The organism is Cognatundibacterium squillarum (assembly GCF_014652435.1).
GTDB lineage: Bacteria > Pseudomonadota > Gammaproteobacteria > Burkholderiales > Burkholderiaceae_D > Undibacterium > Undibacterium squillarum.
In genome coordinates this window covers 38,706-52,403 of sequence record NZ_BMYU01000011.1, presented here as the reverse complement: position 1 = coordinate 52,403, position 13,698 = coordinate 38,706, and the positions used below count along the sequence as shown (strand labels likewise).

General features: G+C 52.5%; 14 protein-coding genes. 9 read left to right on the top strand and 5 right to left on the bottom strand.

Annotation, left to right across the window (positions count from 1 at the left end; genetic code table 11):
- Nucleotides 1-270 precede the first annotated feature (270 nt).
- On the top strand, nucleotides 271-909 hold the full coding sequence (locus IE092_RS17050) for a response regulator transcription factor (RefSeq protein WP_189358610.1): 639 nt from the start codon (nucleotides 271-273) through the stop codon (nucleotides 907-909).
- On the top strand, nucleotides 909-2,393 hold the full coding sequence (locus tag IE092_RS17045; RefSeq protein ID WP_189358609.1) for a sensor histidine kinase: 1,485 nt from the start codon (nucleotides 909-911) through the stop codon (nucleotides 2,391-2,393). The genes IE092_RS17050 and IE092_RS17045 overlap by 1 nt, the downstream gene beginning before the upstream one ends.
- A gap of 72 nt (nucleotides 2,394-2,465) precedes the next feature.
- Here the strand turns inward: IE092_RS17045 and IE092_RS17040 are convergent, their stop codons facing one another.
- The gene (locus IE092_RS17040; protein ID WP_189358608.1) at nucleotides 2,466-3,803 is read right to left on the bottom strand and encodes an MFS transporter; all 1,338 of its coding nucleotides are present in this window, start codon (nucleotides 3,801-3,803) and stop codon (nucleotides 2,466-2,468) included.
- 156 nt (nucleotides 3,804-3,959) lie between these two features.
- Between IE092_RS17040 and cyoA the strand changes: the two genes are divergently transcribed.
- From cyoA to IE092_RS17005, 7 genes are read left to right on the top strand one after another with little or no spacing between them, the layout of a single operon-like run.
- On the top strand, nucleotides 3,960-4,973 hold the full coding sequence (gene cyoA / locus IE092_RS17035; protein WP_189358607.1) for a ubiquinol oxidase subunit II: 1,014 nt from the start codon (nucleotides 3,960-3,962) through the stop codon (nucleotides 4,971-4,973).
- Nucleotides 4,974-4,993: 20 nt separating this feature from the next.
- The gene (gene cyoB, locus IE092_RS17030; RefSeq protein WP_373295341.1) at nucleotides 4,994-6,979 is read left to right on the top strand and encodes a cytochrome o ubiquinol oxidase subunit I; all 1,986 of its coding nucleotides are present in this window, start codon (nucleotides 4,994-4,996) and stop codon (nucleotides 6,977-6,979) included.
- Entirely contained in the window at nucleotides 6,972-7,604 is a 633-nt protein-coding gene (cyoC, locus tag IE092_RS17025; protein WP_189358605.1) for a cytochrome o ubiquinol oxidase subunit III, read from the top strand. Before cyoB ends, cyoC begins: the two co-directional genes overlap by 8 nt.
- Complete coding sequence (cyoD, locus tag IE092_RS17020) at nucleotides 7,601-8,041, top strand: cytochrome o ubiquinol oxidase subunit IV (protein WP_189358604.1); 441 nt, start codon at nucleotides 7,601-7,603, stop codon at nucleotides 8,039-8,041. Before cyoC ends, cyoD begins: the two co-directional genes overlap by 4 nt.
- Entirely contained in the window at nucleotides 8,041-8,817 is a 777-nt protein-coding gene (locus IE092_RS17015; RefSeq protein ID WP_189358603.1) for an SURF1 family protein, read from the top strand. Before cyoD ends, IE092_RS17015 begins: the two co-directional genes overlap by 1 nt.
- Before the next feature lie 22 nt (nucleotides 8,818-8,839).
- Nucleotides 8,840-10,156 (top strand): ATP-binding protein, encoded by a 1,317-nt coding sequence (locus tag IE092_RS17010; protein WP_189358602.1) that lies wholly within the window; start codon nucleotides 8,840-8,842, stop codon nucleotides 10,154-10,156.
- A 14-nt stretch (nucleotides 10,157-10,170) separates the two neighbouring features.
- Nucleotides 10,171-10,707 (top strand): response regulator transcription factor, encoded by a 537-nt coding sequence (locus IE092_RS17005; RefSeq protein WP_189358601.1) that lies wholly within the window; start codon nucleotides 10,171-10,173, stop codon nucleotides 10,705-10,707.
- On the opposite strand, the gene IE092_RS17000 is transcribed toward IE092_RS17005, so the two are convergent.
- The 4 genes from IE092_RS17000 to prfA all read right to left on the bottom strand — a co-directional run bounded on the left by IE092_RS17000 (nucleotide 10,704) and on the right by prfA (nucleotide 13,693).
- The gene (locus tag IE092_RS17000) at nucleotides 10,704-11,144 is read right to left on the bottom strand and encodes a GNAT family N-acetyltransferase (protein ID WP_189358600.1); all 441 of its coding nucleotides are present in this window, start codon (nucleotides 11,142-11,144) and stop codon (nucleotides 10,704-10,706) included. The genes IE092_RS17005 and IE092_RS17000 overlap by 4 nt on opposite strands.
- Nucleotides 11,145-11,158: 14 nt before the next feature.
- Nucleotides 11,159-11,998 carry a peptide chain release factor N(5)-glutamine methyltransferase gene (gene prmC, locus IE092_RS16995; RefSeq protein ID WP_189358727.1) on the bottom strand — a complete coding sequence of 280 codons (840 nt, stop codon included), beginning with the start codon at nucleotides 11,996-11,998 and terminating at the stop codon, nucleotides 11,159-11,161.
- Nucleotides 11,998-12,498, bottom strand: a complete 501-nt coding sequence (locus tag IE092_RS16990; RefSeq protein ID WP_189358599.1) for a disulfide bond formation protein B — start codon at nucleotides 12,496-12,498, stop codon at nucleotides 11,998-12,000. Before IE092_RS16990 ends, prmC begins: the two co-directional genes overlap by 1 nt.
- 115 nt (nucleotides 12,499-12,613) lie before the next feature.
- Entirely contained in the window at nucleotides 12,614-13,693 is a 1,080-nt protein-coding gene (gene prfA, locus IE092_RS16985) for a peptide chain release factor 1 (RefSeq protein WP_189358598.1), read from the bottom strand.
- Between the last annotated feature and the right edge of the window lie 5 nt (nucleotides 13,694-13,698).

Here is a 13,698-nt window from a genome sequence, read left to right as displayed (position 1 = left end):
ATAGCAATAAAAAATGCTCTTGAAAAGCAATTGTTGGATTGGCGTGCGGAAAAAATATTGTGGGCAGCTTTGGAAGTAACCGCTTTTAGGGTATTGAATTGCTGTGTTTTGCCGGATTTTTTCTGAATTTTCACCGTTTTTAATGCAGATTCCCGCAAGAAGTGAATTTCGACAGCTGAAAACTGAACGGCTGATGAAGTGATGGAAAACAACAAAATTGCACTCGAAGTGCATTAAAATTGCGCTTCAAGCGTAATTTGAGGTGTTGCTATGGAAGGTTTGCGGGTTTTGCTGGCGGATGATCATCCGATTGTGATGGATGGCTTTGCTATGACACTGGCTTCGGCGGGTCTGGAAATTGTTGGCAGGGCGCGCACGCCGGAAGAGGCGCTGGCGCAGTATCAGGCATTACGGCCGGACGTGGCCTTGCTGGATATCCGGTTTGGCACGCGCCAGACCGGGCTGGATGCAGCACGCCAGATTCTGCAGCAGGATGCGGATGCGAATCTGATTTTTTTAAGTCAGTTTGATCAGGACAGCCTGATTCGTGAAGCGTATCGCACCGGTGCGCGTGCTTTTGTCAGTAAAGACTGTGATCCGGCCGAGTTATTAGAAGCCGTCACAAAAGCAGCGGCAGGCAGCCTGTATTTTCCGCGTGCGATTGCTGAGCGGCTGGCGAACCTGTCGGTGCGTGGTGATATGTCGCCGCAATCGGTGCTGAATGAGCGCGATCTGGAAATTTTCCGCCTGATGGCGGAGGGTTTAACCAACGCCGAAATTGCAGAGCGCCTGGAACTGTCGCTGAAAACGATCAGTAATACCAGTCAGGCCATCAAAGAAAAGCTGGATGCGCATCGTCCGGCGCACATCACGCGTCTTGCTGTGAAATATGGCTTAATTGAGCCGTGATGCGCGAACTCTGGCAATCCTTGCTGCGTGCCAGTGGCAGTCTGCGCTGGCAGATTATCGCCTTATGTGTGCTGCCGACTTTGTATCTGTTTGCTTCTGTGGTCTGGTATGCGTATTCAGCCCGTGACCGCGAGGTACGTGAAGAATTGCGCAGTCACGGACAGACGGCGGCAGTCACACTGGCGAACCGCACTGCCTATGCACTGAGTCAGGGGCAGCTGACACAGGTAAGGGAAAGTGTGCAAACCTTGCTGAAATCTGATCCGGAGATACTGTCCGTCACGATTTACGGTGAAAAGCGTCAGCCGGTACTGCATGAAACGAACGGTAAAACCCCGATACGCCCGCCGGATGTGCTGACCGAAGCGGTGGTGCATAAGCCTGTGTACTGGGTGAGTTTGCAGCAGTCCGGTGGTGCATCCGGCACGCAGCCGGCAATGCTGAATCAGGAAAAAATCGGCACGATCCGCATTGCCCTGACGGCAAAACAGGCACTGGCAAAACGTTCCCAGCAATTTTCGGTCGGTATCCTGATTACTTCGCTGGCATTGCTGGTCAGTATGTTCGTTGTAGCGCAGTTATCCGGCAGGCTGACTAACGGGCTGGAGCAGGCCATGCAGGCGATTCGTGCAATCCGGCAGGGCGAGCGTCCGGAGCGCCTGGTCGCGCTGGATAAGGGAGAGCTGGGCGAGCTGCAGCAAAGCATTAATCAGATGAGTGACAGTCTCGATGCAGCACGCCATCGTATGGAAGCACTGGTCGCAGAACGTACGCGGGAGCTGGAACAATCGCGTAATGATGCCTGGGCAGCGCGCGAGGAAATACGTCACTTGCTTGGCCGTATGCATGAGGCGATTGAGCAGGAACGTCAGAGTATTGCGGTTGAAATCCATGACGAACTGAACGCTTCTCTGGTCGGAACGAAATTACTGGCGCAGCGAATTGTGCAACTGGCGCAGGGCGGTCATCAGCAGTCTCAGCAGGATATTGTGCAACTGGCAGGGCAAATCGCTGAAATCAGTAAATCTTTATACGCAAACGGACGCCAGCTGGTGCAGCGCCTGCGTCCCGAAGTGCTGGAAGTGCTGGGTCTGGCTGGCGCGCTTGAGGAAATGCTGCGGGTTGCGCAGCAATCTTGTCCGGCAACGCGCTTTGAATTTGAGGCACAGGAAAACTGGCCGGAACTGAGCGAGCGCTTAGCGATTTCTGCTTACCGCATTGCGCAAGAGGCTTTATCGAATACGATGAAATACGCGCAGGCAAACACCTTCCGTCTGCATTTGTACGCGGAATCAAATCACTTGCTGATGCAGATCAGCGATGACGGATGCGGATTTGAGCCGGGGCAGGCGAGTCAGGGGATCGGTCTGGCCGGAATGCGGGAAAGAGTGATGGCGCTGCACGGGGAAATTCAGATCAGAGCAGCGAAGGGAGTGGGTTGTCAGATACGGGTTAGTCTGCCTTTACATGGCAGTCAAAGCTGACAAGCAAAAAGGGAATGAAAAACGGACGCAGCTGCGTCCGTTTTTCATTGGTCACGGAATTCGAAAACCGGCTTACTTGCGGATTTCCAGTGCGCGGTTCAGATGCAAAACTGCCAGCGAGCAGGCGGCGCCGGAAAGCAGGTACAGGCTGACATAAGCCAGACCAAAATGGGCAGACAGCCCGAGTGCAACCAGTGGCGCGAAGCCGGCACCGATCAGCCATGACAGATCAGAAGTCAGCGCAGCGCCAGTATAGCGGTATTGCGCACTGAAGTTGGCGGTCACTGCACCTGCAGCTTGTCCGTAAGACAAACCCAGTAAGATATAGCCGAAAAACAGGAAGATATTCTCACCTGCTTCGCCAGCTTTCATCAGTGTTGGTACAAAGGCGCTGAAAATACCGATCAGTACAGCGAGGGTTCCCAGTGTGTTGCGGCGGCCGATTTTGTCGGCAACAACACCGGACAACACGATGGAGCCTGCCATCAGAACACCGAATCCTGCTTGCAGATACAGGAACTCACTCAGATTCCGGTTGGAATATAAAGTGATCCAGGAAAGCGGGAATACCGTGACCAGATGGAATAGTGCATAACTTGCCAGTGCAGCCAGCGCGCCGATAATGACATTGCGGCCCTGATTTTTCAGTAATTCCAGTGCATTAACAGGTTGCAGTTCGCGGTCTTCCAGCAAATGTGTGTATTCATCAGTGGATACCAGGCGCAGACGGGCAAACAGGGCGACAACATTAATTGCAAAAGCGACGTAGAAAGGATAACGCCAGCCCCAGTCAAGGAAATCATCCGGTTTCAGTTCTGCCAGCATATAGGCAAACATGCCGGCTGCCAGAATGAAGCCAGTCGGCGCGCCAAGCTGACCCAGCATCGCATACCAGCCGCGTTTGTTTTCCGGTGCACTGAGTGCCAGCAGCGAGGGGAGGCCGTCCCACGAACCGCCCAGCGCCAGTCCCTGTCCTATGCGGAAGAGCGCTAACAGCACAATTGCCTTGGTACCAATCTGATCAAACCCGGGGAGAAACGCAATTCCGGCGGTAGAGAATCCCAGTAATACCAGTGCAATGGTCAGCTTCGCCTCCCTTCCCAGTCTTTGCTGCACATTCATGAAAATCATAGTGCCAACAGGACGTGCTAAAAAGGCAAAAGAAAAGATGGTGAACGCGTACAAAGTACCTTCAAGTCTGTCTGCAAACGGAAAAAAGACCGAAGGAAATATCAGTACGGAAGCAATTGCGTAGACAAAAAAGTCGAAATACTCCGACGCTCGGCCTATAATCACGCCGATGGCGATTTCGCCGGGGGCAACGCTGTATGGTTTGGCTGGACTGGTGTCAGTCAAAGTAGGGAGGTCTCCGGCGTCACGGATGTCGCCGTTCTGGCTGATGATGTGCATAGTCGTCTCCGTCGTTGTGGTTGATGTACGGACGCCTCGCACACGCCCCTCTGTTCCGTTTTCAGAATAGGAGGGGTAGGACAAAACGTCCAATCGCTAATGCCTATCAGTCAGTGTACATTACCACGATTTTATGATTCGACTGGACTTTTCTGCATGAACTCACGTTTAGCTCGTCGCGGACTGCTATTGCTTTCCGCAGCACTGATGGCTGGATGCAACACTGTAGTGATGAATCCATCCGGGGACATCGCTGCTCAGCAGAGCAAGCTGATTGTCATTTCGACAGTTTTGATGCTTTTGATCATCGTTCCGGTGATTTTGCTGACCCTGTTGTTTGCCTGGCGTTACCGTCAAAGTAACACTTCCGCAAAGTACGATCCGGAATGGGATCATTCGACTAAGCTCGAACTCGTGATCTGGGGTGCACCTCTCTTGATCATTATTGCTTTGGGCATGGTGACATGGATTTATACGCATAAGCTTGATCCATATCGAAAGTTGGAACGATTGGATGAAAACCGTCCGTTGCCTGCGTCGGTAAAACCACTGGTGGTTGAAGTGGTTGCGATGGACTGGAAATGGCTGTTTATTTATCCGGAGCAAGGTATTGCGACTGTGAATGAACTGGCTGCGCCGGTCGATGTGCCCGTCCAGTTCAAAATTACTGCGACGCACGCAATGAATTCCTTCTTTATTCCTGCGCTGGCTGGTCAGATTTATGCGATGCCTGGTATGCAGACACAGTTACACGCTGTGATCAATAAAGCAGGTAAATATGAAGGCTTCTCCGCAAACTACAGCGGTGCAGGCTATTCGGATATGCGCTTTACTTTCCACGGCCTGAGCACAGAAGAGTTTGCGCAATGGGTGCAGAAAGCCAAAGCAGGTCAGGGTGAACTGAACCGCGCAAATTATCTGGAACTGGAAAAACCAAGTATCAAAGATCCTGTGCGTCAGTTTGCGAATGTGGATAAAGATTTGTACCACGCCATTCTGAACCGCTGCGTCCGTGATGGTGAAGTTTGTCTCGACAAGATGATGACTGTTGATGCGAACGTGAAAAACGCCATGAACGGCAAGCTGGGCAATATGCTGGTACAGAGCCCGCAAGGTCGTCGTCCGGAAGCTGAAATCTGTACGACACCAACGACTACCACTGCGAAATAAGGATGTTGAATCAAATGGATATGTCTACGCTATTGCTTGGCAGACTGGGTTGGGATGCAATTCCCCTCCACGAGCCAATTCTGATTGCGACCTTCTGCGGCGTTGCCCTTGGCGGCGCGGCATTGCTGGGTGCACTGACTTACTTCCGCCTCTGGGGCTACCTGTGGCGTGAATGGATTACAAGTATCGATCACAAGAAGATCGGTATCATGTACATGATCCTTGGTCTGATCATGTTCCTGCGCGGTTTTGCGGATGCGCTGATGATGCGTGCGCAACAGGCGCTGGCATTTGGCGATAACGCGGGTTTCCTGCCGCCTCACCACTATGATCAGGTGTTTACTGCTCACGGTGTGATCATGATTTTCTTTGTCGCGATGCCATTCGTGACAGGTCTGATGAACTATGTGGTGCCGCTGCAAATCGGTGCACGTGACGTTGCATTCCCGTTCCTGAATAACTTCAGTTTCTGGATGACGACTTTCGGTGCAGCGCTGGTGATGGTATCCCTGTTTGTCGGTGAGTTCGCACGTACGGGCTGGCTCGCGTATCCGCCACTCTCCGGTATTCTGGGAAGTCCGGATGTCGGGGTCGACTACTACATATGGGCGCTTCAGATTGCCGGTGTCGGTACTCTGTTGTCCGGTGTGAATCTGGTAGTTACCATCGTTAAGATGCGCGCACCGGGCATGAACATGATGAAAATGCCTGTTTTCACATGGACAGCGCTGTGTACTAACGTTCTGATTATTGCTGCATTCCCTGTACTGACAGCAGTGCTGGCAATGTTGTCGGTTGACCGTCTGTTCGGTACAAACTTCTTCACGAACGACCTGGGCGGCAGCGCCATGATGTACGTGAATCTGATCTGGATCTGGGGTCATCCTGAAGTTTACATTCTGGTTCTGCCAATCTTCGGTGTGTTCTCGGAAGTGGTTTCCACCTTCTGCTCCAAGCGTTTGTTCGGCTACACATCGATGGTGTACGCAACCGTTGTGATTACCGTACTGTCTTATCTGGTATGGCTGCATCACTTCTTCACTATGGGTTCGGGTGCGAGTGTTAACTCGTTCTTCGGTATCACTACGATGATTATTTCGATCCCGACCGGCGCGAAGATTTTCAACTGGTTGTTCACGATGTACCGTGGTCGTATCCGTTACGAATTGCCGATGATGTGGACCGTTGCGTTCATGATTACTTTCGTGATCGGTGGTATGACCGGTGTTCTGCTGGCTGTTCCGCCTGCTGACTTCGTTCTGCATAACAGTCTGTTCCTGATCGCTCACTTCCATAACGTGATTATCGGTGGTGTTGTATTCGGTACATTCGCAGCGATTAACTACTGGTTCCCGAAAGCATTCGGCTACAAGCTGGATGATTTCTGGGGTAAATGCTCCTTCTGGTTCTGGGTAGTCGGTTTCTATCTGGCATTTATGCCGCTGTACGTACTGGGCCTGATGGGCGTGACCCGCCGTGTGAGCCACTTTGAAGATGGTTCCCTGCAAATCTGGTTCGTGATCGCTGCTATCGGTGCTGTACTGATTGCGCTGGGTATCGGTTCTTTCCTGATTCAGTTGTTCGTCAGCTTCATGCGTCGTGAACAGTTACGTGATGTGACCGGTGATCCATGGGGTGGCCGTACTCTGGAATGGGCAACTTCTTCTCCACCGGCAAACTACAACTTCGCATTCACGCCGCATGTACATGAATCTGATGCATGGGCTGATATGAAGAAAAATGGCTACACACGTCCGGTAAAAGACTTTATCGCGATTCACATGCCTAAAAATACAGGTGCGGGTTTCATTATCGCCGCGCTGAGTGGTCTGGTTGGTTTTGCTGTGATCTGGCACATGTGGCTGGTTGCAGTGGTTGGCTTCGCTGTCTTGCTGGCTGCCATCATCATCCATACCTTTAATTACAACCGCGATTACTACATCTCTGCGGAAGAAGTCACCCGCACTGAAGATGAACGCACACGTTTGTTAGCTAATCATGTCTGATATCGTTATTTCTCCTGAAGTGCAGAAAACCCACGGGAATTCTCGCTACTACGTTCTGGAACATCATCCGGAAAACGGCACTATGCTGGGCTTCTGGATTTATCTGATGAGTGACTGTCTGATCTTTGCGTGTCTGTTCGCAGCGTACGCGGTGCTCGGCCGTAACTATGCAGGTGGTCCTACCGGTGCTGAATTGTTTGATCTGCCACTGGTGGCAATCAATACATCGTTGCTGTTGCTGTCATCGATTACCTATGGTTTTGCGATGCTGGAAGCACAGAAGAAACGTCTGAATGCAACGATTCTGTGGCTGGTCGTTACCGGTATCTTCGGTGCCGGCTTTATCAGCCTGGAACTGTACGAATTCATGCACTTGCTGCATGAAGGTGCAGGTCCGCAGCGCAGTGGTTTCCTGACAGCGTTCTTCTCTCTGGTCGCGACCCACGGTCTGCACGTTACTTTTGGTATCGTCTGGCTGGTAACACTGTGCTTCCAGCTGAAGCGTCACGGTCTGACCGGTGCTAACATGCGCCGTCTGAACTGCCTGTCTTTGTTCTGGCACTTCCTGGATATTGTCTGGATTGGCGTATTTACCTTTGTTTATCTGATGGGAGTTCTGCCATGAGTGCACATCACGAACATTCCGCACATGGTCATCACGACCATCACGATGATCACAGCCATGGCGATCTGAAAAGTTACGCGACGGGCTTTATTCTGTCGGTGATTCTGACAGCGATTCCGTTCTGGCTGGTGATGGGCAAAGTGATCAAAGATCCTGCAACCACCGGTTATGTCTTGCTGGCATTTGCAGCGGTACAGATCGTTGTTCATATGGTTTATTTCCTGCACATGAATTCCAAATCGGAAGGCGGCTGGAACATGTTGTCGCTGATCTTTACCACGATTCTGGTCGTCATTATGCTGACCGGTTCTTTGTGGGTAATGCATCACCTGAACCACAATATGATGCCATCGATGATCATGGATCATGAGCCGAAACCGGAGTCCTTTCAGCAGGAGCCGGTAAAGCAGGATGGCCAGAAAATGCCGAACATGTAATGTCTCCGGCAGATCACGGTAATCAGGTTACGGCGCAGGCCGTAACCGGCTCCGGTGACCACTCCCGTCAATCTGCCAGCCTTTGGCTGGCAATTTGTACCGGAGTGGTTTTTGTCATTTTATTTTCTCTCGGTTGCTGGCAGGTATATCGCTGGCAATGGAAGCTGGATCTGATTCAGCGCGTTGAAAGCCGGGTACATCAGGCAGCGGTGAATGCCCCCGGACGGCAAGACTGGCCAGCTGTCAGCAGGGACCGGTCGGAATACCTGCATGTCAGCTTGCAGGGGCGTCTGCATTACAGTCTGAGCCTGCCGGTTGTTGCATCCACCGTGCATGGCAGTGGTTACTGGGTCATGACACCGCTGACGCGAGATAACGGTGAGCAGGTGCTGATCAACCGCGGGTTTGTCAAAAATATGGCTGCATTCGATGCAGAACTGAAACGCAGTGACAGCGAAATGCTCAGTCTGTCCGGCCTGTTGCGGATCAGCGAACCTGCCGGAAGTTTGTTGCGGCAGAATGATCCAGCCGCCAGACGCTGGTACTCCCGTGATGTGGCTGCGATGGGGCAGGCGATGGGGCTGAAAGATCCTGCACCGTATTTTGTCGATCAGGAGGCGGGTAAAGAAGTCAGTGACGGCCCGGTTACCGGACTGACAGTGATCCGCTTTCAGAACAGCCATGTTGTATATGCCCTCACATGGTTTACCCTTGCTGCATTGTCACTGGTCGGATACCGGTTAATTCGTCACCATCGTCGTGATGACAGCGACTGAGCGCTGATAGCAGGAGAGTCTGATGTCTGCCAGAAGTGCCTTACAAAAGCACTGGAAGTCTTTGTCTGCGGGTGCGGCAGAGTTTGAGAACTTTGCCGGGCATAAGAATATGCTGCAGCTGATCCATCTGCGCTGGCTGGCAGTGATCGGACAGATTTCCACGATTCTGCTGGCAACGCAGGGATTCGGAATCCGTTTGCCGATTTTGCCAATGCTGTACGTGCTGGCGGTACTGATTGCATTCAATATCGGCAGCCATCTGCGCTGGCATGAAGAGGTCAGTGTTTCTAACCGCCAGCTGTTTTTCGCGCTGCTGGTCGATATCGGTACGCTGACCGCTCAGCTGTATCTGAGTGGCGGAACCGGCAATCCCTTTGCATTTTTATATCTTCTGCAGGTTATTCTGAGTGCAGTTCTGCTGGAAGTCTGGTCAACCTGGCTGGTCGTCGCCATTACGACAGTCTGTCTGATGGGGCTGTCACGCTATTCGCTGCCTTTGCAGCTTCCTTTTGATTCTCCGTTCAGTCTGTTTGGTCTGTACCGGGACGGCATGCTGATCTGCTTTTTGCTGAATGCAGGCTTGCTGGTGTATTTCCTGACCCGGATTAACCGCAATCTGAAAGAACGCGATGTGCAGCTGGCCGGTTTGCAGCAGCAGGCTGCAGAAGAGGAACACATCGTTCGCATGGGTTTGCTGGCGTCCGGTGCAGCGCATGAGCTGGGCACACCACTGGCGACCTTGTCAGTGATTCTTGGCGACTGGCGACGTATGCCGGAGTTTCGTGATAATCCGGAATTGCTGGAAGAACTGAATGAAATGCAGCATCAGCTCAAGCGCTGCAAGAGTATCGTGAGTGGTGTATTGTTGTCAGCCGGTGAAGCACGCGGAGAATCAGCCGCAAAAACGACGTTGAATCATTTTCTGGATGCGCTGGCGGAAGAGTTTCGAACGACTCGTCAGGTAACAGGATTTGAGTATCACAACCGTAATCCGGAAGATATTCCGGTCGTGTCCGATGTGGCGCTGAAGCAGATGATTTGTAATGTACTGGATAACGCACTGGAAGCATCGCCGGACTGGATTTGTTTCGAGGTCTTGCGCGAGCAGGATGCGCTGACCCTGCGTGTGACCGACCGCGGTCCCGGTTTCCGGGCAGCCATACTGGAAAAACTGGGGCAGCCATATCAATCGACTAAGGGGCGTGCCGGCAGCGGACTCGGGTTATTCTTTGTGATGAATGTTGTGCGTAAGCTGGGTGGTTCAGTCAGTGCGCAGAATCTGCCTTCCGGCGGCGCCTGCGTCGAAGTGCAGTTGCCGGTAACGGCGTTTAAGCTTTAATAAGGATAGGTGGCATGTCAGACAATCGTCTGTTACTGATCGTGGAAGACGATACCGCATTTGCGCGGACGCTGATGCGCTCTTTTGAGCGTCGCGGTTACACCGTGCTGCATGCTGACAATCTCGAGCAGGTCAGTGCATTGCTGACTGAGCACAAACCCGGTTATGCAGTGGTGGATCTCAAACTGAATGGCAATGCATCCGGGCTGGCCTGTGTGCAAATGCTGAACCGTCATAATGAAGATATGCTGATCGTGGTGCTGACGGGTTTTGCCAGTATTGCGACGGCTGTAGAGGCAGTGAAGCTGGGAGCATGTCAGTATCTGGCGAAGCCATCGAACACGGATGACATTGAAGCCGCGTTCGGGCATGTTGCGGGTGTCAGTGAACCCGAGTTACCGAATCGTGCAACCTCTATCAAGACACTGGAATGGGAAAGAATCCACGAAGTGCTGGTGGAGTCGGATTTCAATATTTCAGAAGCGGCCCGCCGGCTCGGTATGCACAGGCGAACTCTCGCACGCAAACTCAGTAAACAGCAGGTACGTTAATCTGTGGGCTTGTCCTTTGACATCCGCAGATAAAGGTCAGGCTGCAGAATTTCCATATATGTTTCCGGTTTTGCGAGCGCGCTGAAGCCGAATTGCTGATACAGCCCCCGCGCAGAACTGGACACCAGTACAAACCGGCGTAAATGCTGCAATTCCGGATGGGCCAGTAACTGTTGCATCAGCAATTTGCTGTAGCCGCGTCCGCGCACATTTTCCTCTACATAGACATCAACCAGATATGCAAAAGTGGCGTGGTCGGTAATGACGCGGGCAAATGCGACCTGCTGTCCCTGATCCCAGCCTGCAAAACACAGGGAATGCTGTAAGGATTTATCGAAAACAGCGCGCGGCAATCCTTTTGCCCAGGCGGAATGTTCTGAAAGAAAACGGTAAACCGCATCGAGATCCATCTGTTGAAGATCGGTCCGGATTTCCATTTTTCTCTCCTGTTTCAGTTCACTGGACAGCGACCGCCACTGACGCGCTCTATGCCGGCAAGATCCCGCCAGCTTTGTACTTCGGTATAACCCTCAGCATCCAGCAAGGCACGCACTGCTGCGGCCTGATCATAACCATGCTCCATCAGCAGCCAGCCGCCGGGCTGCAGACGAGTCCGCGATTCGCGGGTCAGTGTACGGTATGCGCTCAGGCCGTCACCATGATCGGTCAGTGCGGACAAAGGCTCAAACCTCAGATCACCCTGCGATAAATGCGGATCACCGGCCACGATATACGGCGGATTCGAAACGATCAGATCCCAGCGTTGTGCAGGAATCGTCCTGAACCAGTCGCTCTCAACCAGAGTTAGTGCGGACGTCGGCAAAATCCTGTGCGCATTTCGTCTTGCGACCTCTAAAGCGGCCGTACTGATGTCCGCAGCAGTGACTTGCCAGTCTGGGCGATGACTGGCGATGCTGATGGCAATCGCACCGGAGCCGGTGCCAAGATCCAGAACGCTGGCATTCGCAGGCCCTTTTTCCAGTGCCAGTTCAACCAGCAACTCCGTATCCGGACGCGGTATCAGAACAGCAGGCGTGGTGATAAAGCTGAGGCCGAAAAATTCCCGTTCACCGGTCAGATAGGCGATGGGCTCACCTGACAGACGGCGCTCCAGTAACACACGGATACTCTCGGCCTGCGCGGCTTCCGGTACGGTATCACCTTGCGTAATCAGCTGAATACGCGACTTACCGGTCACAAACATCAGCAGCATGCGGATATCGGTTTTATCCAGCGGAACCAGTTGCTCATATTCCGCCAGAGTCAGGCCGGGCTGGCGCCAGTCTTTCATCAGCGCGCGTCCGAGAAAATGCTGACCGGACGATTCTTTTGCAGCAGCAGGACCAGCAGCACGATTGCCATCATGCAGTACCACACCATGGTCCAGCCGGGAATCGATAAGCCAAGAATCGGTGCGTAAGGCGTGTCACACAGGCCATCTGCACGGAACACGGATGGCAGTAAGTCTGCCAGGAAAATTTTATTCAATCCGGTTTCCAGCGGATCGATGCCGCAGGAGGTGGCCGGGTTCGCGAGGACATATAAGTGTTTGCCCGCAACACCTGCTCCCCCCAGTGCAGAAACCAGCGCCAGTGCGGTTGCAGGGCGGCGAATGCCATTAAACAAGCCGGCAATCAGCGCAAATAAACCGATACCGATAAATGCATAGCGCTGCAAAACACACAAAGGGCAGGGAAGCATATCCAGCGCAAGTTGCATGTACAACGCGGCACCGATCAGACTGAAGCAGATTGCGGCGATACCAAAATAAACATAAGAATTCAAACGCATGGTGTTCACTCAAATAAGAGGAGGTCGTCAGCTTACCTGAATTCAGGCTTGCAGATGCGACTGGTTTTGCAGGCCACGGCAGGTCAGCACGATTGTTCTGACTTGTTCAGACTGTTTAATCGTCGCCCAGTTCCGCAAGCAGCTCTGCCTGATGTTCTGCAATCAGGGCATTGGTCAGTTCATCCAGTTCACCGTCCATGATGAAATCCAGCTTGTACAGCGTCAGATTGATGCGATGGTCCGTCATGCGGCCCTGCGGATAGTTATAGGTACGGATACGTTCACTACGGTCACCGGAACCGATCAGGCTCTTACGTGTCGCAGCTTCTTTCGCTTGTTTTTCGCGGATCTGGCCGTCCATGATGCGGGTTGCCAGCACACGCATTGCCTGCGCTTTGTTCTGATGCTGACTGCGGCCGTCCTGACATTCAACCACAATGCCGGTTGGGATGTGCGTAATACGGACTGCGGAATCTGTTTTATTAATATGCTGACCACCTGCACCACTGGCACGGAAGGTATCAATGCGCAAATCTGCATTATTGATAACAACATCGTTCAGCTCATCCGCTTCCGGCATCACCGCAACAGTGCAGGCTGATGTGTGAATTCTGCCCTGCGTTTCCGTTGCGGGAACCCGTTGCACGCGATGACCACCGGATTCAAATTTCAGACGGGAGTAGGCGCCGAAACCGGCAACACGGATAATCACTTCTTTGTAGCCGCCGAGTTCGGATTCCGATGCAGACATCAGTTCAATCTGCCAGCGTTGTCGTTCTGCATAGCGTGTGTACATCCGCAGCAAATCGGCGGCAAATAAAGCAGCTTCATCACCGCCAGTCCCAGCACGGATTTCCAGCAGAATATTTTTTTCATCATTCGGATCTTTTGGCAGCAACATGGTTTGCAATTCTTTTTGTAATTGCTCCATGCGCTCGCGTGCCTGCTGAATTTCATCCTGAGCGAATGCCTTCATTTCCGGATCTGCGAGCATTTCCTGCGCATCTGCCTGATCGCTGAGCGCTTGCTGGTACTGGTGATATAAGGCAACCACTGGCTCCAGCTCTGCATGTTCCCGGTTCAGCTTCCGGTATTGCTCCATATCGTTGGTGATACCTTCCTGTATCAGCAACTGGGACACTTCATGTAATCGTTCCGCCAGCTGTTCCAGCTTGGCAAGCATTGAAGGTTTCATTTTGA